The organism is Paraburkholderia fungorum (assembly GCF_902833645.1).
GTDB classification, from domain to species: Bacteria; Pseudomonadota; Gammaproteobacteria; order Burkholderiales; family Burkholderiaceae; genus Paraburkholderia; species Paraburkholderia fungorum.
On sequence record NZ_CADFGE010000018.1, the window covers coordinates 57,800 to 84,099 of the forward strand.

General features: G+C 62.7%; 24 protein-coding genes and 1 pseudogene. 13 read left to right on the top strand and 12 right to left on the bottom strand.

Annotation, left to right across the window (positions count from 1 at the left end; all coding sequences use genetic code 11):
• The first annotated feature begins 115 nt into the window (after nt 1-115).
• Nucleotides 116-2,050 carry a putative bifunctional diguanylate cyclase/phosphodiesterase gene (locus HWX91_RS37420; RefSeq protein WP_028195340.1) on the top strand — a complete coding sequence of 645 codons (1,935 nt, stop codon included), beginning with the start codon at nt 116-118 and terminating at the stop codon, nt 2,048-2,050.
• An 84-nt stretch (nt 2,051-2,134) separates the two neighbouring features.
• Here HWX91_RS37420 and HWX91_RS37425 read toward each other — a convergent pair whose 3' ends face one another.
• Nucleotides 2,135-2,761, bottom strand: a complete 627-nt coding sequence (locus HWX91_RS37425) for a hypothetical protein (protein WP_028195339.1) — start codon at nt 2,759-2,761, stop codon at nt 2,135-2,137.
• A gap of 30 nt (nt 2,762-2,791) precedes the next feature.
• Nucleotides 2,792-3,349 carry a hypothetical protein gene (locus tag HWX91_RS37430; RefSeq protein ID WP_028195338.1) on the bottom strand — a complete coding sequence of 186 codons (558 nt, stop codon included), beginning with the start codon at nt 3,347-3,349 and terminating at the stop codon, nt 2,792-2,794.
• A 276-nt stretch (nt 3,350-3,625) separates the two neighbouring features.
• Between HWX91_RS37430 and HWX91_RS37435 the strand changes: the two genes are divergently transcribed.
• The 6 genes and pseudogenes from HWX91_RS37435 to HWX91_RS41430 all read left to right on the top strand — a co-directional run.
• Complete coding sequence (locus tag HWX91_RS37435) at nt 3,626-4,045, top strand: hypothetical protein (RefSeq protein ID WP_028195337.1); 420 nt, start codon at nt 3,626-3,628, stop codon at nt 4,043-4,045.
• Nucleotides 4,046-4,186: 141 nt separating this feature from the next.
• Entirely contained in the window at nt 4,187-4,381 is a 195-nt protein-coding gene (locus tag HWX91_RS37440; protein WP_028195336.1) for a hypothetical protein, read from the top strand.
• Nucleotides 4,382-4,407: 26 nt separating this feature from the next.
• A complete protein-coding gene (locus HWX91_RS37445; protein WP_028195335.1) occupies nt 4,408-6,522 on the top strand; it encodes a phosphocholine-specific phospholipase C in 2,115 nt (704 codons plus the stop codon).
• Between the two features lie 131 nt (nt 6,523-6,653).
• Nucleotides 6,654-6,878, top strand: coding sequence for a hypothetical protein (locus HWX91_RS37450; protein ID WP_028195334.1), 225 nt, complete (start codon nt 6,654-6,656; stop codon nt 6,876-6,878).
• A 150-nt stretch (nt 6,879-7,028) separates the two neighbouring features.
• Nucleotides 7,029-7,901 carry a class A beta-lactamase gene (gene bla, locus HWX91_RS37455; protein ID WP_028195333.1) on the top strand — a complete coding sequence of 291 codons (873 nt, stop codon included), beginning with the start codon at nt 7,029-7,031 and terminating at the stop codon, nt 7,899-7,901.
• Nucleotides 7,901-8,122: pseudogene (locus tag HWX91_RS41430) on the top strand (acyltransferase family protein); the annotation flags it as partial. The gene bla and the pseudogene HWX91_RS41430, both read left to right, overlap by 1 nt.
• Nucleotides 8,123-8,453: 331 nt before the next feature.
• On the opposite strand, the gene HWX91_RS37465 reads toward HWX91_RS41430, so the two are convergent.
• The 4 genes from HWX91_RS37465 to HWX91_RS37480 are packed head-to-tail and all read right to left on the bottom strand — an operon-like array spanning nt 8,454 to nt 13,188.
• A complete protein-coding gene (locus HWX91_RS37465) occupies nt 8,454-9,149 on the bottom strand; it encodes a DUF2894 domain-containing protein (protein WP_244144187.1) in 696 nt (231 codons plus the stop codon).
• The gene (locus HWX91_RS37470; RefSeq protein WP_028195330.1) at nt 9,142-9,789 is read right to left on the bottom strand and encodes an OmpA family protein; all 648 of its coding nucleotides are present in this window, start codon (nt 9,787-9,789) and stop codon (nt 9,142-9,144) included. The genes HWX91_RS37465 and HWX91_RS37470 overlap by 8 nt, the downstream gene beginning before the upstream one ends.
• Complete coding sequence (locus HWX91_RS37475) at nt 9,786-12,401, bottom strand: DUF802 domain-containing protein (RefSeq protein WP_028195329.1); 2,616 nt, start codon at nt 12,399-12,401, stop codon at nt 9,786-9,788. Before HWX91_RS37475 ends, HWX91_RS37470 begins: the two co-directional genes overlap by 4 nt.
• 10 nt (nt 12,402-12,411) lie before the next feature.
• Nucleotides 12,412-13,188: a DUF3348 domain-containing protein gene (locus tag HWX91_RS37480; RefSeq protein WP_028195328.1), complete on the bottom strand. Its 777-nt coding sequence runs from the start codon at nt 13,186-13,188 to the stop codon at nt 12,412-12,414.
• 348 nt (nt 13,189-13,536) lie between these two features.
• On the opposite strand from HWX91_RS37480, the gene HWX91_RS37485 reads away from it, so the two are divergent.
• Nucleotides 13,537-15,228, top strand: coding sequence for a purple acid phosphatase family protein (locus HWX91_RS37485; protein WP_028195327.1), 1,692 nt, complete (start codon nt 13,537-13,539; stop codon nt 15,226-15,228).
• Between the two features lie 8 nt (nt 15,229-15,236).
• Here HWX91_RS37485 and HWX91_RS37490 read toward each other — a convergent pair whose 3' ends face one another.
• A complete protein-coding gene (locus HWX91_RS37490; protein ID WP_028195326.1) occupies nt 15,237-15,842 on the bottom strand; it encodes a ParB-like protein in 606 nt (201 codons plus the stop codon).
• Nucleotides 15,843-15,985: 143 nt separating this feature from the next.
• Here HWX91_RS37490 and HWX91_RS37495 point away from each other — a divergent pair, with 143 nt between their 5' ends.
• Complete coding sequence (locus tag HWX91_RS37495) at nt 15,986-16,297, top strand: hypothetical protein (RefSeq protein ID WP_028195325.1); 312 nt, start codon at nt 15,986-15,988, stop codon at nt 16,295-16,297.
• Here HWX91_RS37495 and HWX91_RS37500 read toward each other — a convergent pair.
• Nucleotides 16,294-16,785, bottom strand: coding sequence for a GlcG/HbpS family heme-binding protein (locus HWX91_RS37500; RefSeq protein ID WP_244144188.1), 492 nt, complete (start codon nt 16,783-16,785; stop codon nt 16,294-16,296). The genes HWX91_RS37495 and HWX91_RS37500 overlap by 4 nt on opposite strands.
• Before the next feature lie 120 nt (nt 16,786-16,905).
• Between HWX91_RS37500 and HWX91_RS37505 the strand changes: the two genes are divergently transcribed.
• Both HWX91_RS37505 and HWX91_RS37510 read left to right on the top strand, forming a co-directional pair.
• Nucleotides 16,906-17,808, top strand: coding sequence for a LysR family transcriptional regulator (locus HWX91_RS37505; RefSeq protein ID WP_028195324.1), 903 nt, complete (start codon nt 16,906-16,908; stop codon nt 17,806-17,808).
• Nucleotides 17,809-18,468: 660 nt separating this feature from the next.
• Nucleotides 18,469-18,858 carry a hypothetical protein gene (locus HWX91_RS37510; RefSeq protein WP_127837986.1) on the top strand — a complete coding sequence of 130 codons (390 nt, stop codon included), beginning with the start codon at nt 18,469-18,471 and terminating at the stop codon, nt 18,856-18,858.
• Nucleotides 18,859-18,876: 18 nt separating this feature from the next.
• Here the strand turns inward: HWX91_RS37510 and HWX91_RS37515 are convergent, their stop codons facing one another.
• Nucleotides 18,877-19,389 (bottom strand): DUF3455 domain-containing protein, encoded by a 513-nt coding sequence (locus HWX91_RS37515; protein ID WP_028195322.1) that lies wholly within the window; start codon nt 19,387-19,389, stop codon nt 18,877-18,879.
• Between the two features lie 259 nt (nt 19,390-19,648).
• Here HWX91_RS37515 and HWX91_RS37520 point away from each other — a divergent pair, with 259 nt between their 5' ends.
• A complete protein-coding gene (locus HWX91_RS37520; RefSeq protein ID WP_028195321.1) occupies nt 19,649-20,800 on the top strand; it encodes a peptidyl-alpha-hydroxyglycine alpha-amidating lyase family protein in 1,152 nt (383 codons plus the stop codon).
• A gap of 196 nt (nt 20,801-20,996) precedes the next feature.
• On the top strand, nt 20,997-22,319 hold the full coding sequence (locus HWX91_RS37525) for an MFS transporter (RefSeq protein ID WP_028195320.1): 1,323 nt from the start codon (nt 20,997-20,999) through the stop codon (nt 22,317-22,319).
• Between the two features lies 1 nt (nt 22,320).
• On the opposite strand, the gene HWX91_RS37530 is transcribed toward HWX91_RS37525, so the two are convergent.
• From HWX91_RS37530 to HWX91_RS37540, 3 genes are all read right to left on the bottom strand, one after another.
• Nucleotides 22,321-23,613 carry a TAXI family TRAP transporter solute-binding subunit gene (locus HWX91_RS37530; RefSeq protein ID WP_028195319.1) on the bottom strand — a complete coding sequence of 431 codons (1,293 nt, stop codon included), beginning with the start codon at nt 23,611-23,613 and terminating at the stop codon, nt 22,321-22,323.
• 153 nt (nt 23,614-23,766) lie between these two features.
• Nucleotides 23,767-24,489: a response regulator gene (locus HWX91_RS37535; protein WP_028195318.1), complete on the bottom strand. Its 723-nt coding sequence runs from the start codon at nt 24,487-24,489 to the stop codon at nt 23,767-23,769.
• A gap of 308 nt (nt 24,490-24,797) precedes the next feature.
• A complete protein-coding gene (locus tag HWX91_RS37540; protein WP_028195317.1) occupies nt 24,798-26,126 on the bottom strand; it encodes a DUF1254 domain-containing protein in 1,329 nt (442 codons plus the stop codon).
• Between the last annotated feature and the right edge of the window lie 174 nt (nt 26,127-26,300).

Consider the following 26,300-nt stretch of genomic DNA (forward strand, 5'->3'; position numbering starts at 1 on the left):
GTGGTTGCACAGGCTTAATGTGTCCGGGAGCAGGGCTGACGCTTTGCACCGGACGCTTTGTGTTTACGTGATAATCGCGCGGAGTATTCCACTAACCATTAAAAATGCGCAGGTCATGGCTTTCAGCGAACCAAGGTCTCCATTTTTCAAATGGGTAGTGTCCTCCGCTCAGAATCTGAGCGCTGACAATCGGCAAATATTGCTTGCCAACCTGTTCACTCGAACCGCGTCGATTGTATTTGCGTCGATTTGCGAAATCAGTGTTTGCGCGACCGCCTACTACCTGTACCCAACGGCCCTTTACGCGGCGTGGGGCTGCGCCGTGGTCGCGTTGCTGATTGCGCGTCTCATGCTGATCTGGCTGTGCCACCGGCGCAGCGCCCGCAACCTTCCGACTCCTACCTCAGCCTTTCTCCTCGCGAGTATTCTCTGGGCAGCCGTATTCGGCTTTGGCACGTTTCTGTGCAATACCAGCGGCGACCAGACGCTTTTCCTGCTCGGCAACGTTTGCGCGGTGGGTGTGATCGGCGGACTGGCCGGACGCAACGCGGGCACGCCCCGGCTCGTGCTTCTGCAGATTTCGTTCATTCTCGGGCTATTGGCTTGCGGGGCGGCCCTTTCTCCCGGCTCCGGCAAGCTCGTGCTGCTGTTCCAGGCGCCGTTTTGCGCGGCGGGTTTCTTCACCGTGGCGTTGCGCAGCAATCGCGACATCGTTGCGCTGCTGCTGGCTCGCGAAAGCAGTCACCGGCTCGCCCATCATGACAGCCTCACCGGCCTGCCCAACCGTGCGCGCATTAACGAGCTTCTGTTGGAGCGCACCGCGGCAGGCTCGTTGCGGGAGGACTATCGATTCGCGGTCCTGCTGATCGACCTCGACGGCTTCAAGGCGATCAATGACAGCCTGGGCCACGCCGCCGGCGATCAGATCCTTCAGGAGGCCGCGATTCGATTGCGCGAAGTGCTGACGGCCGGCGGCCTGGTCGGACGCCAGGCGGGCGACGAGTTTGTCGCCATTACCGACGGCACGGCATCGACCCGCGACGTCGATTTGCTGGCGGATCGCATCGTCAAAACACTCGCACGTCCTTTCGCACTGACCGAGGCATTGGTGCACATCGGCGGCAGCGTGGGCGTCTCGCTCTATCCGGAGCACGCAACCACCGGGCCGCAATTGCTTATCTGCGCGGACCGCGCGTTGTACGCTGTCAAGCGCAGCGGCAAGAGCGCCTTCGCGATCTTCGATGCGGTCAGACACGCCTCCGACGAAAGTTTGAGCTTGCTGCGCAGCGATCTGGAAGGCGCGATGCAGTCTTATCGCGATCTGCGCATGGAGTACCAGCCGATTGTCGATCTCAGCGACGACACGATTTCCGGCCGCGAGGCGCTGCTGCGCTGGACCCATCCGACTCGCGGCGAGCTTTCTCCCTCAGCCTTCATTCCTACTGCCGAACGTACCGGCCTCATCCTTGCACTCGGCGAGTGGGCTTTGCTGCAATCCTGCACGGAAGCGGCCAACTGGCGTGATGCGGTGAGCGTCGCGGTGAATGTTTCGCCGGTGCAGTTGCGGGAGGAGTCGTTTGCGTCGACAGTCGCCGCGATTCTTGGCAAGACGGGATTGCCGCCGGCACGTCTGAATATCGAAGTCACGGAAACGGTGTTGTTGAGCGACGATAGCGTCACCCGGCAAAATGTCGAGAAGCTGCGTGCGTTGGGAATCGGCCTCGCGCTCGACGATTTCGGCACGGGTTTTTCAACCATGTCGACACTCGTGCGCTTCTCATTCGACAAGCTCAAGATCGACAGTTCGTTCGTCAAGGAGTCCGTACATCGCCGCGAATCCGCTGCTGTGGTTCGCGGGATCGTGGCCTTGGCACGGGAAATCGGCATGCCGACCACGGCGGAAGGCATCGAGACGCAGGAACAGCTGAATTTTGTGCGGGTTTGCGGATGCACGCATGCTCAGGGTTTTCTTCTCGGCAAATCGGTTCGGGGTGAGGAGATCCCGCAGCTTGAAAAAAAGCTGGCCGCGCATTCCGCGGATAAGGTGTGATTGGCTTGAAGCTGGCGAGCAACTCTTCTGAACGAAACGATGCGCCCGCCGAATGCAGCGGGCGCCGATCATCGCGGACTGCTTTTACTGACGCAGTTCCGGCGTGTCCTGCATGGCGGCTTGCAGCTTCTGCACGGCGTCAGTCGTCGCGCGTTGCGCGGCGAGACCGAAGTTGCGCTTGAATTCGCTGAACTCCGCGTGACCGTTGCCCGTCACTTCCTTTTTCGTCACGAGCTTGCCGCTCGGATCGGTCACGGTACACACGAGCGTCACCGAAAAATCGGTCGGCGGCCAGGTCAGAAGGCTAGGCGACGAGGACGTCGTCGAGATGGTCGGCGTGACCACGTAGCTCAGATTTTTTGACTGGACCGTTGCCTGATCTGGCGCGGCATTCAGCTTCACCACATTGCTGAACACCTGGCTCAGTTCGACATAGATCGGCAGTTCCAGATCGCGATACGGTTTGTAGGCTACCTTGTCGCCACCGCCGCCCGGCGTAACGACTTCCTTGGTGCGCAGTTCGTCGGTAATCACAAGCCCGACCGTCTTGTTGATCGGCGTCGTTTGCGCGCTCGCCGGTGCCGTGGCCGCGGTGGTGGCCGCCGTGAGTGCAGCCGGGTCGCCGGAGATGGTGATGTCGTGTGCGCAACCTGCGAGCGACGCGATTGCGCCGGTGACCGCGATACTGCGAATAAGGTGCATCAGCTTCATGATGATTTCTGCTCTGTGAGAAAAGGAGGGTTACTGGATGGCTTGCATGAACGCGGGATCCGCGTAGAGCGACGCGAGCAGTTTCTGGACGATCAGCGGATATTCCTGGGTCGCCCGCGGAATCGCGATCGCGGCTGCGAATGCCGAGTCCCATTGCGTCGTTGCGGTTTTCACGCTGTCGTATCGCACTTCGTCGCCGCGCTTGACGATGAAGCGAGCGGAAATCGTGCCGGTGGCCGTGCCGATGTTGGCGTCGACGTTATTCTTCAGCAGCACGCCGCTCAGTTCGACCTTGGCATCGGGCGATAACGCGCGGGCGATGGACAGTTCCTGCTGCAAGGCGCCAGAAAGGTATTGCGCAAACGAATCGCCAACCGGCGAAGTCATACGGTTCGCACGCAACTGCACGGACGAATGATCGCCGTCGGCTTTATCGTTGGTGAACGTGCCGAGACGCGTTGCCAGAGGCGCTGCGTTCTTGAGTGTCTGGATATTGTCGACAGAAGCCGAATAGGGCGGCGCGACAACCGAGCACGCGGCGAGCGTGGCAATCGGAATGACGAGGAGAATCCTTCGCAAAGCAAACATGGGCTTCTAAATGCCTCTTTGGTTATGGTCTGAATGAGGTGGCCTCCCGCCTCGGCGTTTATGCAAAGGCAGGTCCACGTGTTATCGGCAAGTCCTGAGAGAAATTGACTGAAGATTGATTTTCTTTTGATTTGAAAGCAAATCGTAATTAACTCATGCAGGAAGCATTGGCGAGTCGATTCCGAATTAACCGGTCTATAGTCGCCACTGCAAGACGGCCAGTAGCGCCGGCTTATTTTCACTAGCGCGTGCTGCTGGCGCGATATCGAGGTCGACATGGAACTCACCTGGCAATTCCAGCTAAGAATCACCGTCACGCCCGAGCTTGCCGCTGATCTGCGCGCCGACCAGCAGGCTGTTTCGCATCCGGCGCTTCATGAAGTGCTACGCCGGCACAGCGCGAGCTTGAAGTGTCAGTTCGACGCCTTCGCGGATTACGTCAGCGAAGCGGAAAAGCACGGAACGGAAAACTATCCGCTTTATCAATGGACCCGGCAGACAATCGAGAACCCGCAGAAGCGAGCGAAGTACTTGCAGTCGTTCACGGTCTATGTGAATGGCGAGGAGATATACGGCAAAGAAATCGCTGACGCGATGGAAGCCGAATTGCAGGCACTCGTCAGTGATGAAGGCATTAAGAAGGTTGCCCGGTTCGATACCAATCCGGCGAATAATCCTCAGCCGCCGGGGCGCTAAGGGTTATCCGTAGTCCGCCTGTTTTTCGCCACGACACTCGCATGTAATAAAGCGTAATTATCTTCTCGGCACTGCTGGCGCATGAGCGCGGCGGTTGCCGACGCGCGCTCGCGTCCGTCATTCATTTCCACGGAGACACTCATGCCGACTTCGGCATTCCGGCTTCTTGCGCTCGTCGGTGCGATTGCCGTGACAACGCTTCTTGGCGCGTGCGGCGACAGCTTGCCGTCGGCCGGGTCGACGCCCGCCGCATCGACGAAGGCGGCATGTGGCAACGCCACGGTCGCCAACGCGCGCATGAGTTGCCCGCCGGGCTTCGTCCCGCCCGCCTCCTGAGCCGCAATTCAAACCAGGTCCATCGCATGGTCACCAAAACGCGCCGAGATTTTCTGAAGCTGTCCGCCGGACTGGCGGGCGCGACAGCCGCCACTACCCTGTTTCCCGAATCGATTCGCAAAGCGCTCGCAATCGAGCCGGCTTCGGTGACGGGGACGATTCAGGACGTGCAGCACATTGTTGTCTTCATGCAGGAGAACCGCTCGTTCGATCACTATCTCGGTCACCTGAGCGGCGTGCGCGGCTATAACGACCGCTTCCCCGTGACGCTGCCGAATGGCCAGCCGGTGTGGTTCCAGCCGCGTCAGGAGGATCAGACGAAGGTGATCGCGCCGTTCCGCTACGACACGACCAATCCGAACGTCAACGCACAATGTATCGGCGGCCTGCCGCATACGTGGGCCACCACGCACGGTGCGATCGACAGCGGCCGCGCCGACAAGTGGGCCGTGCAGAAGAGCAACATGACGATGGGCTATCACGTGCGTGAGGACATTCCGTTCCATTACGCGCTCGCGGATGCCTTCACCGTGTGCGACCACTACTTCTGTTCGATCCCCGGCAACACGCACCCGAACCGCATGTATCTGATGACGGGGATGGTCGACCCGCTCGCCACCGGTGGCGGCCCGCTGCTCGACAACACCGATTTCATCGACAACCAGTTCGACACGATCAAGCTGCAGCCCTTCAACTGGACCACCTATCCCGAGCGGCTCGAGACGGCCGGCATCTCGTGGCAGATCTACCAGCAAGGCACCGGCTTCGACAATTTCAGCGGCAACTACGGCACGAACATGCTGGCGTCGTTCCAGAACTTCGTGAATGCACCGGCGGGGTCGTCGCTGCAGAATCGCGGTATGAGTACACGCACGTTGACGCAGTTGAAGGCGGACGTGCAGGCCAATGCATTGCCGCAAGTGTCATGGCTGCTGCCGCCCGCCGCGTATTCGGAACATCCGAAATTCACACCGCTCTACGGCGCGAACTACATCTCGACGATTCTCGATGCACTGACATCGAATCCCGATGTGTGGAGCAAGACGGTTCTGTTCATCATGTACGACGAGAACGACGGGTTCTTCGACCACGTGGTGCCGCCGCAAGCACCCACGTTGCCGGGTTCGGGTATGAGTACCGTCGACATTTCGCTGGAGCGGCATAACGTCGTGACCGCGACGCAAGCCGGTACTTATACCGCCGACAATCTGCCGTACGGTCTCGGTCCGCGCGTGCCGATGACCGTCGTGTCGCCGTGGTCGAAAGGTGGTTTCGTCTGCTCGCAGGTATTCGATCACACGTCGGTACTGCAATTCATCGAAAAGCGTTTCGGCGTGATGGAAACCAACATCTCGCCATGGCGCCGTGCGATTTGCGGCGACCTGACCGCAGCGCTCGACTTCTCGAAATCCGACGCTACCGTGCCGTCGCTGCCGAGCACGCAAACCTACGTTGCCCAGGCCGATTTGCAATGCGCGCGTGCCACGGCGCAAGCGGCGCCGGCCAGTACCGCGCAGCAACTGGTAACCGCGCAGGAGCCCGGCACGCGGCCCGCGCGTGCGTTGCCGTACGAGCTGCATGTGAACGGCCAGGTGCAGTCGCAAGGCTATGCGCTGACGTTCGCGAACACCGGTAAGCAGGGCGCGCATTTCTGGGTGTACACGGGCGATCCCACCGCGATGCCGCGTCGCTACACCGTCGAAGCCGGCAAGCAATTGACCGATACGTGGGCGTTCGACACGAATGGCAATTACATGGTCAACGTCTACGGTCCGAACGGATACTTCCGGCGCTTCGCGGGTTCGTCGAGCGCGGACGCAGCCGCCAAGCCGGATGTCGTGACCTGTTACGACGTGGCCAACGGCAACGTCTATGTCACGGTGTCAAACGCGGGGACTACGCCGCTCACGGTCACCGCGACCGACGTCGCGTATGGTCAGGCGCCGCTCACGGTGACGGTGCCGGCGGGCAAGAGCGTGGAAGCGCATTGGGACCTGTCGTGCAGCAGCCAGTGGTATGACTTTCAATTGACTGTTGCTGGCAATCCAGGCTGGTTGAGGCGCATTGCGGGTCACGTCGAAACGGGGCAAATCAGCATCACGGATCCGGCTGCCACCGCGCCGGTAACGAAGCCGATTTAAGCCTGTGGATTCGACATTTCTTTCAATGCCATTTCGACTTCTGGGCTAACTGGTAAATCAATTTTACATTTGGCGACAACGCGTCGAGTTCGTGAGAGGATGGCATTTCACTTTTTCTCGCGGAGAGCGAAATGGGACTCTTGGACGAAGTAGGCAAGATCGCTGGCGCAGTAGCAGCCGTTGAAGCAGCGGAAAAAGTCGATCCGGATGCAGGTCTGCTAACGAAAGGTATTGCAGCGGTGGCCGGCTTTGAAGGTGCCGGTGCATTGGAGGGGTTGGTCGAGAAGAAAGACGGCGAGAAGCAGGACGACGCCGCCAATGCTCAAGCCACCGACGATACGAATCCTCAGACGTGATGGAATGCGGTGAGCGGGCCAGTCCTTCGCGGGACTGGCCCGTTTTTTTGTGTGAATCCAGTACAGCGCATTCCGCCGCCAAGGCACAAACAAGGGTGGAGCCGTTGCATTCCGAAGAAGAAGTCAAAACTCGAATAAAAGGACGATTCGGTGAGTATTTCCGCAACCCGCAGGAGCTTGACGTTCGGATTGCCTCTACTACTCGGTCTCGGCGCGACGGCCGCACGCGCCGCCAATGAGGTTTCGTTAGCCGATGTCGAGCGCCGCCATGGCGGACGCCTCGGTGTGTTCGCGATCGATACCGGTTCAGGCCGAACCCTGGCTCATCGCGCCGACGAACGCTTTCTGATGTGCAGCACCTTCAAGGGACTGCTTGCCGCGCAGGTGCTGGCCCGCGTGGATGCCGGCAAGGAAGATCCTGGCCGCCTTGTGCGGTACACCGAGAAGGACCTTGTCTTTACGTCTCCTGTGACGAAGGCGCACGTCGCTGAAGGTGCGATGCCGGTCGGCGCATTGTGCCAGGCTATCGTTGAAGTTAGCGACAATACGGCGGCCGTGCTGTTGATGAGAAGCGCCGGCGGTCCCGCCGGTCTGACCCAATTCGTTCGCGGTCTTGGAGATACCGTGACGCGTTCCGATCGGTACGAGCCCGAGTCGAACCGGTACAGCGGCGTGCTCGATACCACGACGCCACGATCGATCGCGAACTCGGCGAGCAAGATTCTTTTGGGCAATGTGCTGAGCCCTCAATCGCGTGCGCAACTTGAAAAGTGGATGATTGCCTGCAAGCCGGGTCTGAACCGGCTCCGCGCGGCGTTGCCAGCGGACTGGGTAGCGGCTGACCGACCTGGAACGAGCGTGGAAGAACAAACCAACGACTACGCCATCGTGCGCCCACCAGGACGCGCGCCACTTCTGATCGCAGCCTATTACGATGCTCCCGCGCTTGGCATGCCCGCTCGCGAGGCTGTCCTGCGAGAAGTCGGCGCCGTGTTCGTGAGGTGGACGGCGGCTCGTGCATGATGAGCATTGGCCGGCGCAACGCCCGGATCGACATGATCCGCGGCGTCTCGATTCTGCTTGTCCTGTTCCATCACTTCAACATTGCGTACCGTCTGAACGACACGTTTCTGGCACAGGTATTCGGCTGGGATGCGGTGCGGGCGGTCGCCCGAAACGGTAACTACGGAGTGACGATGTTCTTCGTCATCTCGGGTTATCTGATTACGTCGAATGCCGGGCGGCTATGCCTGCCGTTGGCGTCGGCCGGGTTCTGCTGGGTTTCGAGTGGTTCGGGCGGCTTAGCTACGAGCTATACCTTTTCCACCTGATCGTGCTTGGCGCAATGCGAACACTGTGGCCGCCGCGTGTTGTGACTGGCGACGTAAAGCTGCTGCTATTGGCGGGATTTTTTGTGCTGTCGGCCGCATTGAGCGCGGGCATTGCCAGGCTTTATTCCGAGCCGCTGAACCGCAGGATCAGGGCCTGGCGCACGGCTGCATAAATGCTGCTGGCGCCGCCGGTTCGTCGTCAACGCACACAGAGCCGATCGGCGAGGCGGCCTCTGATCTCGCGCTAACGGGATTTGCTCCGCGCACTCTTCTTGGCGGTCGTGGCGCGCGGCGTGTCTTTCACCGGCAACGCGCTGCCGCCGTTCATCTGCTCCATCCACGAGAGGGCGTCAACGTACGACAGGAACTGCTGGAGATAGCCCGGCGACAGTTCGCGCATCAACGAGAGCGACCGATGCACGAGGCTGCTCGAATTGAGCGGCCCGGCGTTATCCGGCGCTTTTCTGAGCGACTGCCGCAACTGTTTCTCGGCGCGGAGCTTCGACCACGTATGCCTGAAGTAGTCGAGCACCTCCAGTTCGGGATAAGCGGGACGCCGGGGCATGGCGTTGGCCGCCGCCGGGCCGTTGCCGTCCGCCGACCTAGGGTTCGACATGTAGCCGATCAGGCCGGCCAGCGTGTCGAGCGCGGGTTCAGCGGAGGATGCCGCGCCGCCTGGGTGGGCAGCAGTCTCGGCAGCGTTAGATGCCGTGCGTTCGAGATCCCCGGCATAGGCGGCGATCAATCCGGACAGCCGCTGGTCCAGCAGACGCCGCGCCTCGCCGCAGTGGGCGGCGGCCCGCCGCTCCAGCGCCTCGATGAAATGAAAGCGGATCGGGTTCAGCCGATCGGCGCCGCACTCACGCCATGCATCGAGCGTAGCCCGGGCGCTGCCAGTCACATCGCTAGCGCTACCGTCCGCACGAGTCACATTACTCACGTGGCTTCACCGTTGCGCTCGAGGGCCGCGGAACCGGTGCGATTTCCACGCGCCGGTTTTTGGCCCGGCCCTGGTCGTCGGCATTTGAACTGACGGGCTGCTGGGAGCCGAACGCGGCTGCAAATACGGCCGAGGAGGGCACGCCCTCGTCGATCAGCGCACGGGTCACCGTCAACGCGCGCTGGGCCGACAGTTCCCAGTTGTCGGCAAAGCGGCGGTTGGCCTCGCGCACCTGCCGGTCGTCGGTAAAGCCGCTCACCATCAGGATCTGGTCATTGGCCCGCAGGTAGGCGGACAAGGGCCCCGCCAGACTCTTCAGCACGTCGCGGCCTTCGGGCTGCAACTGATCGGAGTTGAGCGCGAACAGCACGTTGCCGTTGATGCCGATGCGGCCGTTGACCAGCGTTACCCGGCCCGCAGCCAGCGGTCCTGCCAGTGCCTGTTCCAGGGTCTTGCGGCGCTGCGTTTCCATCTGCCGCTGCTTGACCTCCTGCTCCAGCCGGGTCGAGAGTTCCAGTTGCACGCCGATCACGCTCACCAGAATCAGCACGAAAGCGCCCAGCAGCACCGACATCAGGTCGCCGAAGACAGGCCAGATGGGCGCCGCCGTTTCCACGCCGCCGTCGATTTCCTCGCTCATGCCGTTTCAGCTCCAACCGGCGCGCGCTTGCCCGCGAGGTGCTGCAGGTCTTCGACGATCTGCTTCTGCGACATCATGCTCAGGTCGATCACTTCTCTCGCCTGCGCCACGTAATAGGCCAACTGCTCGTCACTGCGCGCGAGGGACTTGTCGAGCGCCGCTTCGATACGTTGCAGATGCTCGATCAGCGTGCTGTTCGATTCGCCGAACAACTTCACGGCCGCGCCGAATGCTTCGCCGAGGCTCGCCACTTCGACCGCGCTGCCGGTCACCTGCGCGGCAATCGCGCCCAGCTTGCCGGTTTCGAGTTCGACCTTGTCGGTGAAACGCGTACCGACGCGATCCAGCAGATCCGCCGACGTGGTGATCAGCGCGTCGACGGCCGAACGCTGTTCGGTGGACGCGTGGTTCACGGCATCGAGCAGGGTTTCCAGCGTGGCCAGCATGCGGCTGCGCTCTTCCAGCATCGCGGTGTCGCGCACCATGCTGTCGGAGAGTTTCTGACGCAATTCGGCGACGACTTCCGCCGCGGCCTTGGGCGCTTCCGATGCGGCCTGCACGAGTTGGCCGATCTCCGCGATCGTGCTGCTGGCGTGTGCCTGGGTCTGGGCCGAGATGTCGCGCGCGGTTTGTGCGAGCGTGTCGCAGATCTCCTGCTGGCGGCTCGCAGTGCGCGCGCCGACCTGCTCCCATTCCTGGCTCAACGTCGCGGCCATGGAACCGAGCGTTTCTGTCCATGCCGCCAGTCGCTGTTGATCGCGCGCGGCGAGTTCCGCCTGCAAATCCGCCGCTGCCTTTGGAGCTTGCGCCGCGGCTTGCACGAGTCGGTCGATCTCGGCGATCGTGCTGCTGGCGTGTGCCTGGGTCTGGGCCGAGATGTCGCGCGCGGTTTGTGCGAGCGTGTCGCAGATCTCCTGCTGGCGGCTCGCAGTGCGCGCGCCGACTTGCTCCCATTCCTGGCTCAATGTCGCGGCCATGGAACCGAGCGTCTCGGTCCACGCCGCCAGTCGCTGTTGATCGCGCGCGGCGAGTTCCGCCTGCAAATCCGCTGCGGCCTTTGGAGCTTGCGCCGCCGCTTGTACGAGTCGGTCGATTTCGGCGATGGTGCTGCTTGCGTGTGCCTGAGTCTGGGCCGAGATGTCGCGTGCGGTCTGTGCGAGCACGTCGCAGATTTCCTGCTGCCGGCTCGCGCTGCGCGTACCGGCCTGCTCCCATTCCTCGCTCAAAGACTTCGCCATCGACCCAAGCGTCTCGGTCCAGCTCGCCAGACGCTGCTGGTCTCGCGAGGCCAATTCCGTCTGCAAATCGGTATGCGATTGCCCCACCGCGCGCAACAGCGATGCCGAATGCTGCTCGAAGGTCGCTGCGGCCGCCGCCAGCGCTTGCTGATTGCGGTCCGCCAGCTTCTCGCTGACCTGCTCCTGCCGCGACAGCGCTTCGTTCCATGCCGCCGTCACGCTGCCGGCCGTTGCGTCGAGCCGCGCGGAGATGCCATCCAACAGGCCGGCCGAGCGCTGCTCGAAGGTCTCGGTGAATCGATTGAGAGACGCGCCCAGATGCTCGGTGAGCGCCGCGCCCGATTGCTGCTGCTTCTCCAGGGCTTTGTTCCAGATGTCCGTGACGTTGCTCGCGGTGGTCTCGAACCCGGCCGAGAGTCCGTCCAGTTGCCGTTGCACGGCGTGCGTAACGGTGTCGTGCAGCGCGGCGCTTTCGCGCGCGAGACCGGCCATCGTGGCCGTCATGACCGGCTGCAACGCCGCGCTGGCGGCGCGGGTGCTTTCGGCGACGCTCTCCTTCAACGACTGCTCCACAGAGGCGGCAAGGCGCGTATAGGCTGCCTCGGCCTTATCGTGGAAGGTGGCCTGGCTGGCGATCTGCCGCTCGTTCAATGTGTGGCTTTGCTGCTCGATGGCGGCCATCATCGCCTGCAGACGGTCGACGAGGGTCGGCATCACCTCGGCCTGTTGCTGCAACAGCCTGAAGCTTGCTTCGCGCTGATGGCTCTGCGAGTAGATGCGCAAAGTCGTTGCGATCTTCACGTCGAGCATTTGCGCCGCCTGAATCCGCTCGCGCCGGCTCAGCGCCGAAAGCAGCCCCAGCATCGCGGAGGTGGCCACGCCCGCAATCGAGGTGCCGAACGCGAAGCCCAGCCCCTTGACCGGCGCGGCGAGCGAATCGCGGATTGCTTGCAGGTCCGTCGCGCTTTCCAGCGCGATGCCGGTGCCTCGCAGGGTCGCAACCATGCCGAGGAGCGTGCCGAGCATGCCCAGCAACACGAGCAGGCCAACCAGATAAGGCGTCAGCGCCGGGCCCGGCATGGCGACGCGCTCACCCTCGACGCGCAGGCGCACCGCATTGCGCAGGCTGGGATGCAGCGGTTCGAGCCAGCTGCCGAGGCTTGGTGGCGGCGCGGACAGACCCGCGACCGCCTGCGTCAGCGTGGCCGTGGCCTGGCCGTAGCGCCGCAGTTCGAGCGCGCCCGCCAGATAGCAAACGCCGATCAACATCGTGACAGCCAGGGCGAGGGCGTTCGAGCCGACGTAGCCGCCACCGATCCAGCACACCGCGGCCAGACCTACCAGAAAAACAACGAGATTGAGATATCTGGACATAGTGTCCCAGTTAGCGGGTGCGAAGGGCTGCGAGCAACCCTTCGACCGGTTGTAAACGAACATCCAGTTCGGCCAGCAACACGCTCTGCATATCCTTGCGGAACGTGTCCAGCCAGGTGCCGGGCGTGACGGCGGGGGCGGCCGCCGTGGCCACTGGGGCCGCTGCGTCGTCCGCCGGGGCTTCGGCGTCGGCCAGCATGTGCTGCTCCGCCTCGCGCAAACGCTGGAAGTGCCCGGCGAGCAAGCCCGGCACGGCGGCCAGCAGGCTCCGCTCGCGCTCGCTGAGCGCGCGCTCCATCACGGCATCTACCACCGCAAGCCGGGCCATGGCCGGCGTTTTGGCGGCCAGCATGGCCCGCAGGCGGCCGCGCAGGTTGCCGACCCCCGTTTCCATCGTCTGCTGCATGGAGAGGTAGCGTTGCCGGAACACCGCGTAGTCGACCGGCGCATCGTCGGAGCCGCCTTGTGCCGGCGCGTGCGCCGCGGAACCGCGACGCCGCGCGGCGGCAAACACACTATCGCCGACGATGGCGTCCGCCAACGATGCGCGTGCGCGGGCGCACTCGCTCTCTTCAGCGTCGCCGAAGGCGCGCGCGCCGCCGCCGACGGCCGGCGGGTTGTTGGTTAGCGCCGAGGACAACGCGATCGCGTCGGTCCAGCCGAGCCACTGGCTCAGCCGGTCCGACAGCGACTGGCTGGATTCGGGAACGTCGACGTCCGTCAGGCTGGCAAGTAAGCGTATGAGCGCCGGGCCGCTGAAAGCTGTGCGCTGGGGGACTTGCACCATACCACCAGAGTCAAAAAAGTCAGCAGTTTACACGCCGCAGGGGTGGGGGATGCAGACCCTTAATGAATCGGGCTGCCGGGCGTGGTATTTCGGCGTGTCCGGCAGGCCGCTCGCAATGCCTGAATATGCGGCGCCGTGCCGGTTTTCAGCGCGCATGGAAGGCTTTTGCCAGCTTGTTCTGGATGCCCGTTTCATCTGGCTGTCATAGCTTCGCGACTAGGATGCGCTGTCACTTCCGTCGTGCCCTGGTGCGGCCCGGCACGCGCGGCCTGCATCGCACCGCGCGCCAACTGGCCGCCGTCCGCTTCCGCATGGGCGACATTCCACCCCCCTAAAACAACACCCGACATGACAAACAAGAAAATCGTCAAGGACTTGCCGACCGATCAGGGCGCCAGCGTCGTCTCGCGCCGTGGGTTTCTGAAGTTGGCGGGCGCATCCAGTTTCGCGACGGCCGCGGGCACGCTCGCGTTGACGGCGCGCGGCGCCAACGGTGCGCCCGACGGCACGCCGGAGCAGATTCACCTGACCTGGGGCAACGACCCGACGAGCGAGGTGACCGTGTCGTGGTCGTCGCCGGCACCGGCGGTCAACCCGCGGGTGCGCCTGAACGGCGCGGGCGAGACGGCGCGGACGGTGCACGGTGTCCAGAGCACCTATACCGATGGCATCAACGGCGAGGTCGTGTTCACTTATCACGCGCGTCTGCGCGACCTGAGGCCCGACACGACCTATCAGTACGAGGTGAGCGCCGACAACGACAGCAACGCGGCTCAACCCTTCACGGCAAGCTTTCGCACCGCGCCGCGCGGCCGTGCGCCGTTCCGCTGGACCAGCTACGGCGACCTCGCGACGCCCAATACCGGCTGGGTCCTGTCGTCGCCGCAGAGCCGTTTCGCGGTTCAGGCCGTCGAGCGATTCGAGCCGCTGTTCCACCTGCTCAACGGCGATCTTTGCTACGCCAATCTGAACCCGGCGCATCAGCCGGACGTATGGCGCGATTTCGGCAACAACTGCCAGACTTCGGCGTCGAACCGGCCGTGGATGCCTTGTCCGGGCAATCACGAACTCGAATTCAACAACGGCGAGCAAGGCCTCGCCTCGTATCTGTCGCGCTATACGCTGCCGGAAAATCACACGCGTTTTCAGGGGCGCTGGTACAGCTTTCGTGTGAGCTCGGTGCTCTTCATTTCGCTCGATGCCGACGACGTGGTCTATCAGGATGCGGCCGCGTTCGTTGCCGGCCCGAGCCCGCTGGTGCCGGTGGCGAGCACCGGCAATCCGCCGATTCAGCCGGGCACCTCGCTCTATGTGCGTGGCTATAGCGAAGGGGAACAAACCCGCTGGCTCGAGAGGACATTGCGCCGGGCGGCGGAAGACCACGAAGTCGACTGGATCGTCGTGCAGATGCATCAGGACGCGCTGAGTTCATCGAAGACCGGCAACGGTTCCGACAAGGGCATTCGCGAGGCGTGGTTGCCGCTGTTCGACCGCTACGGCGTCGATCTGGTGCTGTGCGGGCATGACCACGATTACGAGCGCAGCTATCCCGTGCGCGGTTGCAATCACAACAAGGGCACCGATATCGCCACGGGGCGCGTGGTCGATACCTTGCAGCCGCGGCCGGTGATGTCGGCGGTGTCGTCGGGGGCGTCGACGTTCGATACGAGCCACGGCACGATTCACCTGATTCTCGGCGGCGGCGGCACGAGTGCGCCGCTCGACGTCTACGGGGTGGATGCCGGTACCGGCTTGCCGCAGGCGCGCATTTTCACGCGGCCTAATCGTCCGGTTGCGGGCACGGCCGCGGGAACCTTTGTACGTGCCGGCGCGGACGCCGTTGAAGATGCCATCTGGTCGGCGCAACGCGACACTGGCACGGGCTACGGCATCGCGGTATTCGATCACGACCCGGGGCAGCCGGGTGGCGAGACGACGATTACGATGAACTACTACCACGCGCCGGGCGCCGACCAGACACCCACGCAAAACTATGAGTTGTTCGAAACGATCGAGTTGAAGAAGAAACGGCGTGGGTAAGCCCGGCGCTATTTCACGCGCCGCGATTTGAAACCCGGCAGCGTTCGGGCGTCGGGGCTCCACGCCAGGTGGACAGACTGCTCGACCGCTGCATTGAACTGCGACTCGCTGGTCCACATCGGAATGCGTGTGCGATAAAAATCCGCCCACTGGAACTCGGCGAAGGGTTCGGGCGTTTTCAGATAGCCTCCCGCGTCGCGCACGAACGCGGCGAGGCTGCGGTACGGGTCGTCGATCAGCGCGGAGACCTCGTCCGGAATCGCGGAAATGGCGCGCAGGATGCCGCGTTCATCGACGGGATGCACCCAGCGTTTTGCAATCACGGTGTCCCAGAACTTCTCGTCCGGCAGTTGCGACAGGTCCGCTGCCACCTCGACGAATGCCTTCGTGATGCCGCCGTCCCACAGCGCACGCGCGAGATGGTGATGGTCGATGACATAGTGCCTCTCGCGTTTGCCGATGACGGTTGGAATCGGCGCGCTCTTCAGGAAGGCTTTCAAAGACTTTGCATCCATGGCCAGAAGGCGCTTTCGTTTTGCATCGACTTCCAGCATGCCGACCGTTGCCTGCAGCGGGCGCAGTTGTTCGATACCGATGCTCGTTATGCTTGCCATAGGATGACCCTCCATGTCCGCAGCATTCTACTGCTGCATCCAGGTCAGGTCACGGTGGACTCTCGCTGGCAGACACGGTAGGCTGTGAGTGCTGGTGACTCTGTTTGGCTATGCTGGTCTTAACGACAACGTGGAGCCTGCACATGGACGTAAGCACGGAAACGCTGGTGGAACTGCTGCGGGAAGTGGAAGCCGACGACCCGATCGACTTCGCAGACCTCCCATTCGGTGAGCAGGAGCTCAGGCGGCTTGTCATGAGTTCACTGGTCGAGCGTCATCACCTGGTCGAAGCAGGCAACATGTCGATTTCCGACATTCATGCGCTGTACCTGTTGAGCACCGCGAAGCTGGTCCTCGAGAACCTGGTGCTGCATGCGAGGCTGCTTCTGCTCCAGGGGCAGCAGGTCGACGTACGGTCTCTGCTGGCGCCGTTCACCCTCAAAGGCAAACCTTAACGGCCGCGCGGCGATTCCGGTTCCGATTCTGGTTCTGATTGCGCTGCCGTTGCCGGCAGCGCATCGGCGCCGGCTTGGGCGACCTGTGCGTCCTGGTCGGAGCGCATGCCCGACACACCTATCGCGCCGACTACGGCGCCATCGCGAATCAGCGGGATTCCTCCATCCAGCGGCACGAGGTTGGTCATGCCGAGCAGACGCAGATGGAGTCCGCCCTGCGTGAGGGCGTCCTCGAAAACGCGCGTCGGGCGCCGGAATCGCACGGCCGTTTCGGCTTTCTGTCTTGCCACCTCGTAACTGCCGAGTTGCGCGCCATCGAGCCGCTGCTGAAGCACCAGGTGTCCGCCGCTATCCACCACCGCGATCACCATGGGCCAATCGTGACGCAGAGCTTCCTCTTCGGCTGCGCGCGCTACCTGGCGTGCATCGGCGAGGGTGAACCGGTCGCTGTATTTCATGGGCATGCCATTCTCGTTACGTTGAGTCATTGATCGCCTCCTTGCGAATCGGCCGGGTATCGACATGGCTAGAATGTACGGCGGTGAGCGGCTCCCGGCTAGCTGTGCGAGCCGTCAGAGATTCTTCCGGAAAACGAGAGAATGACGGGCATGAACAAAGACGAATATGAAGTGCTGCTGGCTATCCTCGACGAAGGAAGCCTGACGGCTGCGGCGCGCTCGCTGGGTCGAACGTTGCAATCGGTGAGCCGTGCTATTGCCGCGCTCGAGCGTGAGTTGAACACGACTTTGTTTCACCGTACGACGCGCCGGGTCGAGCCCACCGCGGCGTGCCTGAAATTCGCCGCGCGAATTCGGCCCGCACTGGGAGAAATCAGCGCAGCGCGCGACGAACTCGTCGAGCAGGCCACACAGTTGCGCGGCAGTATTCGCGTTGGCGCGCCAACGGCATTCGGAGCCGAGTTTGTCTCGCCGATTCTTGCGACGTTTCTGGCGATTCACGAGTCTGTCCGGGCCGAACTCGTGCTCGCCGAACAGCATCTCGACCTCGCGAAAGCCGACATCGATCTCGCGGTCCGCCTCGGACGTTTGCCGGATTCGAACTTACGCGCGAAACAGGTGGGCACGTTGCGGCGCGTGGTATTTGGCACACCGAGCTATTTCGCCGCGCGCGGCTATCCGATCCATCCGTCCGACCTTGCCTCGCATGACTGCATCCTGCGCCAGCATGCCGAGCGTGAGACATGGGCGTTCAATCGGGCCGGCGGCGCTGTCGAGGTCACGGGGCGGTTCCGCTCCGCCAGCGCGCTTGCGTGCAATGCCGCGGCTGCGGCAGGCGCGGGTGTCGGCCGGGCGCCGATCTTTCAGGTGCAGAAACTGCTCGATGCGGCCCAGGTGGTGACGGTGCTGGACGCGTTCGAACCCGAACCGGTTCCGGTGCATCTGGTGTGGAGCGCGGGCCGCCCGGTTCCGCGCCGAGTCCGCGCGCTGATCGACTTCATGGCGGCGCGCCTTGTTTCCGGAGCGGGAGGAAAGGCTACACACCTCCGTTAACGTAACGAGCCTCTAGTTCGTTGCCGACAAAAATCTGACCGATCCGGACGAGAAAATTACCCGTTTCCGACTGGATCTTCCGCTGCATCACGCTGTAATCCCTGCTGGCACCGGGCACGCAGAATGCTCACACATTGCGGAGTTCCGCGCGCGGGCTTGTTGCGCTCGGCACGGATTGTTTTTTCGCATTAGCATAGGCAGCATGTCCCGTGCCGTTTGGTGGCGTGAGCCACCGGACCGTTCCCGCTGGACACGTCAACGTGTGCGGGCCGCGCAAATCATCCCCGCATCAACCCATCGCGGGCCTACGCCGCGAACTGCCGTCCGGCGCGTTCTCCGAGCGGGCGGCCGTCATCAATCCTGTCGCGTCGATTGAACGAATCGTTGGTTAATATGAGGAATGTAAGCAAATCTTTGATAGTCGGCGTGCTGCTCATCGAAGTGGCGTTCGGCGCTTTTCTGCTGTTGCAAGAAAGAGATCACGCAGCGGCCGATACCGAGGTCCCGAGGGACAATTCAGCGGAATTGGCCGCGACTTCCTTCCAGGCTGCTCCCCAACTGGATGACGCTCATGCGACAGCGGGAACTGTGGTCGGCGCAGCGCCACCGCCCAGGCCCGCAGCGACTGACCCCAATCAGGTTGTGAGCGGAACCGTGGCAATGCAATCCGGTTCGCCAGCGAAAGAGATCGTGCAAGTACCGCCGAAAGCGGATATGCGCCCACGTGAACCGGTCGCGCAGCATGCATACGTCGCACCGCGCGCTGTCCCCGTGCCGCGCACCGAAACCCATCGTGACAGCTTGCATCGTGACGGCGCGAATCCTATTGCTTCCGCGATGACGGATGCGCTGGTCAAACAGTCCGCGCAACTCGATCCGGCATTGCCGCCGCCCCGGCCACAATCTCAACCTCAACCGCAGTTCAGCCGCAACGATCCGTACCGTCCGGGCTCGAACCCGGTTGCGGCTGCGATGACCGAACAACTGGTGAGACAGTCCGCGAAACTCGATCCGGCGCTGCCGCCGCCGAACCAGCCCAACATGAAGTAAGCGGACGGCTTTGCCTGCCTAGCGGTAGAACACGTAGTTCGCGAGATAGGGCGAGCTTCCTGATGTATGTTCCGTTGAACACGGTGCAGCCGGCGCTAACCCGCCGACGGTATGCACGCGTTGCACATATCGCACTGCAGACAATGTGCCGCTACCGGCGGTGCTATGTGTTTCGAGCAATAGCTGGGGAATGCTCGCCGGTGTTTCGCTGGGCTTCTGCGCGAGCACGCGGCCTACGATCCGGCTACCATCTTCCGCCTCCCAGGACGGCCCCGCGCCATGCCGGACCACCGCGCGACCGCTTGCATCGTAGAGCGTGGCTTGTGGGCTCCGGAACACCCATGCCAGATGACCCTGCGCGTCGAGTTCGCACGAATAGTTCTGCACGCCCGATGCAGTGAGCGCCATCACGCGCTCCGCCTGAGGCGGATCGATAGAGGCACTCGGCGGACTGGCGGGCGGCATCGCACAAGCGCCTAGCATGGCGATCGCGACGGTTGCGAAGCTGGCTTGCGAAAGATTCCTTAGCATGGATATCACCTCGAGTGAAGCGTGGCGCATGGCGGTTGCGGCCGTTGAGTACGGCCGTCGATCCGGACAGACGGGATAGTACGCGTGATCTGGGTGGTCTGCGTCGTCTTCCAGGCAGCGGGAATTCGCGTGTGCGTCTTCCCGGTGTATCCTCGCCGTGCAAGACTCTGTGCGCCTGTTATCCGGACATGCCGCATACCTTGGCGCGTAAACCGACCACGCCGCTGTCCCGCAAGGCGAGCGAAAGGAAGACAAGCCAATGAACGATCAACAGTCGTACTCCTGTCTTTGCTGCAGTGACTCTCCGGGCGCGGTGCTGAGCCGTCGCCGCTTCCTCGCTCTGGCCGCCGAAAGTGCCGCGGCGCTCGCTTTGTTCCCCAGTCTCGCCTACGCGGAATCTGTCCCGGGCATCGCTTACGAGTCGGTTCCCAATCTGCTGCGTCTCCCAGACGATGTTTATTTCGGCGAGTGTTCGGGCGTCAGCTTCAACTCGAAGGGACATATTTTTGTGCTCTCGCGCGGCAACTCGACTGGGCCGGCCTACGGGGCGGCTGCGGCCCAGCTTCTCGAGTTCGCACCGGACGGCCGCTTCGTCCGCGAGATCGGCCACAACCTGTACGCGTGGTCGTTTGCGCACACGGTCAAGGTCGACCGGCACGACAATATCTGGGTGACCGACAAAGGTTCCGACATGGTGATCAAGTTCACGCCGGAGGGACGCGTAGCCATGGTGTTCGGCCGCAAGCAGGAAGCGGCGGACGAGGCAACCGGTCCGCTCAAGCATCCGAATCCGCCGCTGCCGGCGGAGCCGGGACGCTTCAGGCAGGTTACCGATGTCGCGTGGGACAGCGCCGACAACACCTACATCAGCGACGGATACATCAACTCCCGCGTGGCGAAGGTCGACAAGGACGGCAACTGGCTCAAATCGTGGGGCGATCGTGGCACCGGTCCGGGTCAGTTTCATACGCCACACAGCATCGCGGTCGATGCGAAGGGTCTTGTCTATGTTGCCGATCGCAGCAATCGCCGCATTCAGGTGTTCGACGGCGAAGGCAATTTCCAGCGGCAGTTCACAATCGACGTGCCGGTGCCGCCAGGCGCTCAACCGGCCATCGGCAACGTGCCGGACGAAGCCGCCATAGCCGAGGGCACCTTTGCGCCCGGCTCGCCGTGGGCGATCTGCATTTCGCCGGGCCCGAATCAGGTGCTCTACAGTTCCGATGCGTTTCCGGGGCGCATCTACAAACTGACGCTCGAAGGGAAACTGCTTGGCGTGCTGGGCCAATCCGGCAAGCAACTGAAGCAGTTTGGCTGGATTCATCAAATGGCTTGTCCGTCCGAGAACGTGCTGTTGGTGGCCGAGCTTCTGAACTGGCGAGTCCAGAAGCTGCTGTTGCGACCGTCTTGATGGAGCGGCCGATAACGTAAACGCTATCGGCCCATCCGGTTTCCTCATTGGAGTCGATGGGTCGCGATCCGTACACTGGTTGCTCGGTGGCCACTCAATGGTCACTTGAAGGTCCACAGCGCACGCACGTGAGCATTGAGACGTGCCACTGGCAACAATGAATGGCCGCATAAGGCCATCTGGATGGAGACACGATTTGAATAAACCCATCATTCCGGTACCGGCCGCCGCGGCGCCGTCCACTCACCTCAATTTCCGCTGGCACGTGCTGATCTGGCTGCTGATCGGCGGGATCATCAACTACATGGATCGCGCCAGTCTTTCGATCGCCGCACCCGGCATGATTCAGGAACTGGGGCTGACGCGCACGCAGATTGGTCTGCTCGGCAGCGTGTTCGCGTGGACCTATGCGGTCATGCAGTTACCCGCGGGCTGGGTAATCGACCGTTTCGGCGCGAAGCGTGCGTATGCGCTCGGCATGATCTGGTGGAGTGTCGCGACCTGGCTGACAGGCGTGGTGGGTTCGATCTCCGGCTTGCTGGTGATGCGTGCGTTGCTCGCGGTGGGCGAGGCGCCGTGCTGGCCGACCTCGGCAAAAATCACCGCGGCGTGGTTTCCCGCCAAGGAGCGCGGCTTCGCGACGGGCGTGTGGGATTCATCGTCGAAGTGGGGGCCGGCGCTCGCGCCCGCCATGCTGGTTGCATTGATGGTCGCGTTCGGCTGGCGCTCGCTATTTCATGTGACCGGCGCCGTCGGGATCGCGTTCGCGCTGCTGTTCCTGCTGCTGTATCGCAATCCGGTCGACAGCAAGCGCCTGTCGAAGGACGAACTGGCCTACATCGAAGCAGGCGGCGGCGGTCACGAACGGTCGCTGGCGAGTTCCTCGCTCAAATGGCGTTCGCTGTTCGGCCGCCGCAGCGTGTGGGGCATGATCCTCGGCTACTTTTGCACGATCTGGCTGTGGAATATTTTCCTCGTGTTTTTGCCGCTCTATCTGCTCGACCGCTTCCACATTTCGTTCGCGCAGCTCGGCGTGGTCGCGGGTATTCCGTGGGCGGGCGGCGCTGTGGGCGAAATCGCGGTGGGCTATCTGGCGAAGAAGATCGTCGACCGCCATCTCGCCTCGGCGATCGATGCGAAGCGCCTACTGATCGCCTGCTGTTCGGTGGGCGCGGCGGCGTGCGCGATCGCTTTGCCGTATACCCACGTATTCAGCGTGACCATCGCACTGTTCACCGTCGGTCTCGCCTTCATTGCCGCCGTGGTCGGCTCGGCGTGGGCGCTCGCGGCGGATATCGCGCCGTCGTCGATGATTGCGTCGGTGAGCGCGATCCAGAATTTTGGCGGCTACTTTGGCGGGGCATTCTCGCCGGTCGTCGCGGGCTTCATCGTCGATCGCACGGGTTCTTATGCGCTCGCGTTCATCTCCGGCGGCATCATTGCCGGATGTGCCGCGCTGTTCTACTGGTTCATGGCTCGCCAGCCGATTGTCGACGACGCTGCCGCGCCGGCGCCTTAAGCTATGCTTGCTGCGCGACCCGGGCAATCCGGTCCCGGACTACGCCAATCGCCTGTTTGAGTGCATAGACGTCGTGGATATAACGCTGTGGCATCTTGATCTGGTTGGCGTTCGCATCGATATGCTCGATCTCTTCCTGCCATTGCGCGATCTGGTCCACAGTGGGATGGCGGTTTTTCCATATTTCATCCTCAAGCGCCTTGATCTCGCGATACCAGACCACCAGGCGTTTCTTGATGCGGGCCTCCGCCATGCGCGGCAACGCCTGCAACAGCCCGAGCATTAACGCCATGAAGGGGAGCAGGATCAGCAAGCGCCTTTCGATAAAACTGGCTAGCCAGAACGGCAGGTAGCGCTGCAGAAACGGGCGCCCCGTTTTGAAGTAACGCTCGCTCTCTTCAGAAACAGGGAACTCCTCGGTGTTCAGATTGGGAAACACGCCAAGCCGCGTGAAGTAATCTTCGCCGCCGTGGACGGTTTTGGCCGCGTCCAGCAACAGGTAGACCAGCGCGGGGTGTAGCGTGTCTTTGGCGACGAGCAACGCGGTGGCGGCGAGCAGCGTGACGTCGGTCTGCGGCAGATCGTTGACGACGCTGGTCGACGCGCGCGGAAAGATCACCTTGGATAGCGATGGGAATTTCTGCACCAGCGCGTCGGCCTGCGCAAAACTCATCAGCTTGAGATTGCTGTTCAGCAGGGTTGTCTGCATGGGCGCATCGGGTCTGCCGATAAAGAAGGCCGCATCCAGTTGGCCGTTTTCGAGCGCTCGATAGGATTGGGTCGCGTCCATTTCGAGCAGCGTTGTATTGTCCCGTGTAATGCCGCTGTATCCGAGCAATACCTGCGAAACGTTCAGCAGGCCGCTGCCGGGAACGCCGATCGAAATCCGCTTGCCACGCAGTTGCGCCAGCCGGTTGACGGTGGGCTCGCCACGGTAGAACACCCAGATCGGTTCATAGGAGACCGCGGCGATTGTCTGCAGGTGATCGGTGTCCTTGGGGCGGGTGGTGCCGGACTGGATAAAACCCACTTCGTATTCGCTGTTCGGGTCCGTCAGGCGCTGATAGTTTTCGCTCGAACCCGACGAACTGCGGATATCGAGTTTGATGCCGTCGCGTTTCAGGAGGGGCGCATAGCGGTCTGCAAAGCCGCGATAGATGCCGTTGTCCGCACCGGTGGTGATGACGATCGTATGGCGGAAGGCGGGTTCGAGGATCACCGAGAGTCCCCAGCCTAACGCCGCTGTCAGCAGTATCGCGCCGGCGATGAGAAGCCGCCGGCGGCCCGGTGTCATGGGGACTTTTTCGTTGCGATGAAGCGCTGGGTTGTGCCTGGGCATTGTTCGCCTCTCTGGTTCGGCGCTGCTCGCCAGCAAGGATAATGCAGTGCCTTGAAGGCCTTGTCCACATCCAGGTTCAGCGTTGCGATCGTCGCGGCAAGCGAAGCCTCAATGCCTCGTGGACCGCTGCGCGCCATCCGGCACGAACACATAACCGTGACTGCGCACGGTCTGGATGAAGCGCGGAGAGGAGGGGTTGCTCTCGAGGATTCTGCGCAGCCGCCACACCTGGACGTCGATACCGCGGTCGGTATGATCGTCTTCCGGGCCATGCAGCAGCTCGAGCAGGCGCTCCCGGGTCAGCGTGCGCATAGGGTTGCTGACGAAGACCTTTAGTAGCGCGAATTCTCCGGCCGACAGTGTGAGCCGCTTGTTTTCCATGATCAGCGTGCGCAGTTGAAGATCCAGTGTGAATGGGCCGAACTCGATCACGGTGTGTTCATCCTGCGCGGTGCCCGGCGCGGCCTGGGATTGTCGGCGCAATACGGCCCGCATGCGCGCAAGCAGTTCGCGCGGATTGAAGGGCTTGCCGATACAGTCGTCCGCGCCCATTTCGAGTCCCACGATCCGGTCCATGTCGTCGGGCCCGGAGGCCAGAATCACGGGGACAGTGTTGCCGGCGGCGCGCAGTTTGGTCAACGCGGCGAGACCGTTTACGCCTTGCATGATCTGGTCGAGAACAATCAGATCCGGTGGGTTCCGTTCGATCTGATCGCCAAGTGATCTCACCTCGTGCAAAACGGAGACCGCCATTCCTTCTCGTCCGAGAAAGGCGGCCAGCGAACCAAGAAGTTCGACATCGTCGTCAACGACCAGTATTTGAGTTGTCATAGTAAGGGAATCGAACGCGAAGGCCTGAAAACAGGGGGCAACAACGTTGGCCGAGCCCTCACGACGGCTGGTTGGCTATGCCAGCTTTCAGTGTTGTCAGGATGTGGGTGATGTGCGAACGTTGTGCTCCAGTCTCTTTAACGGAGCAGGTCGCGTGAATCCGTCGCCGAATATTGGATTTTTATTTTGGCGGCGCGGCCGCGCGGGAATGGGCGGCCGGCGTGAAGCTCAGCAGGCGCCTGGACTTTGCGGCGCCTTAGCTAGTCGACGGTCTGGTCAACGGGCTGGTCTAACGAGCTGACGGTTTTTCAGGGTCTCTCGGCCGGAACGCGGCGGATCGGCGGATAGTGAAACTTTCTGTCGAGATGAAGCGCGCCCGGTATGTAGATGCGCAGCATGATGTAGAACAGCCCGTCGGGCGCGGGGAGCCAGTTGGTTAGCGCGGCAGGGTCACGCGGCGGTGTTGCCGACAAGGTCAGCGACAGGCCGCCTTCATCGTAGCGAAGTTGCGGTGAGCGATCACCGATCGAGTATCGCTCGATCGCGTTATCCACCAGCATGCGCGATGCCTTGTCATACATCGTGATCGACCAGAATGCCTGCGAGTGCGGCAGGCCGTCAGGCGGGAACGACAGTTCGTACGTATGGCGTCCGTCGAGCGGTTGTCCTTCGCTGTCCCGGTCGGCGGTGACGTACATCGCTTCCTCTACGCCGAGTGCGCCGATGTAGTTGCGGCTGACGTGTGCGCGCTTCAGATAGTCGTCGCCGAACGAAGCGCGGACTTCCACCGGCAGGAACCATCCGCCGCCGAGTGCCGACGGCTGGGGCACGCCCAGCTCGGCGATCACCTGCTCGAGCGCGCTGCCGAGCGCGGCGAGCGTGGGCGCCGCGAGTGTCGAACCGTCAATGTTTGCGCCGATGCCGACCGCGGCAAAACGGGCGACGAGTGCGGATTCGGCGGCAGGCGGAGGATTGCGGGCGAGCGCGGCGTTGACCGCCGCTGCATAAAAACGCGGATCGCCGGCCGCTGCACCGCGCGCCATGCCGACATCGAAACGCCGTTGTGCGGGTTGACCGCTGAGCGTCTTCACGGCGAAGCGATCCTGCAGGGCATGCGCGGCGGCCAGGTCGTCCATGCCGTCGACCAGGATGCGGCCGATCATCCAGACCTCTCGCGTTGGGCAGGCGATCGCTGTGAGATCGTCGTCGGCGAGCGGCGGCACGTCGCCGTAATGGAGCAGAAAGCGCCGCGCGCCGTTGCCGGTTGTGCGCGTGCCGATGGATTCGAACGGGTTGGTGTAGAAGTCCAGCAGACCGAGTACGTAGTAGCGGTCCGCCGTGTCGGGCACTTCCAGCACGAGCGGTTCGTCGCCGAGGTCGAGCCACGTGCTGAGGTAAAGCGTGTCGTTATTGGGCGTCACGACTTCGCGGTTGCGCGGGCCCAGCAACTGACGGCCGCGCACCAGCTGATTGACCCAGCCGAGGGTCGAAGCCGGACTGTCGCCGGCGAACTCGCCGTTGTCGTCGCGGCGGGGGCAGGTCGCCGCGCGCGTGCGCGCCATTTCGAATAGGGGCAGGGTGTAGATCACCGCATCGCGGGCGAGTGCGGTGAGATTTTCGCTTGCAAAGCCAGACATGGATACCGCTCCGGTTATGGACAGGAAGGAGTGGGATCGAGCCTACCGCGCCGGCCGGATAACGGTACCAGGGTTTCGCTATGTTAAACACTCGCGCGCCGGCCGCTGCCTATACTTTGCGCTCCTCAGGCTTGCAAGGGGATCCCGCTATCCCGCCTCCCCGTGCGTGCTCGC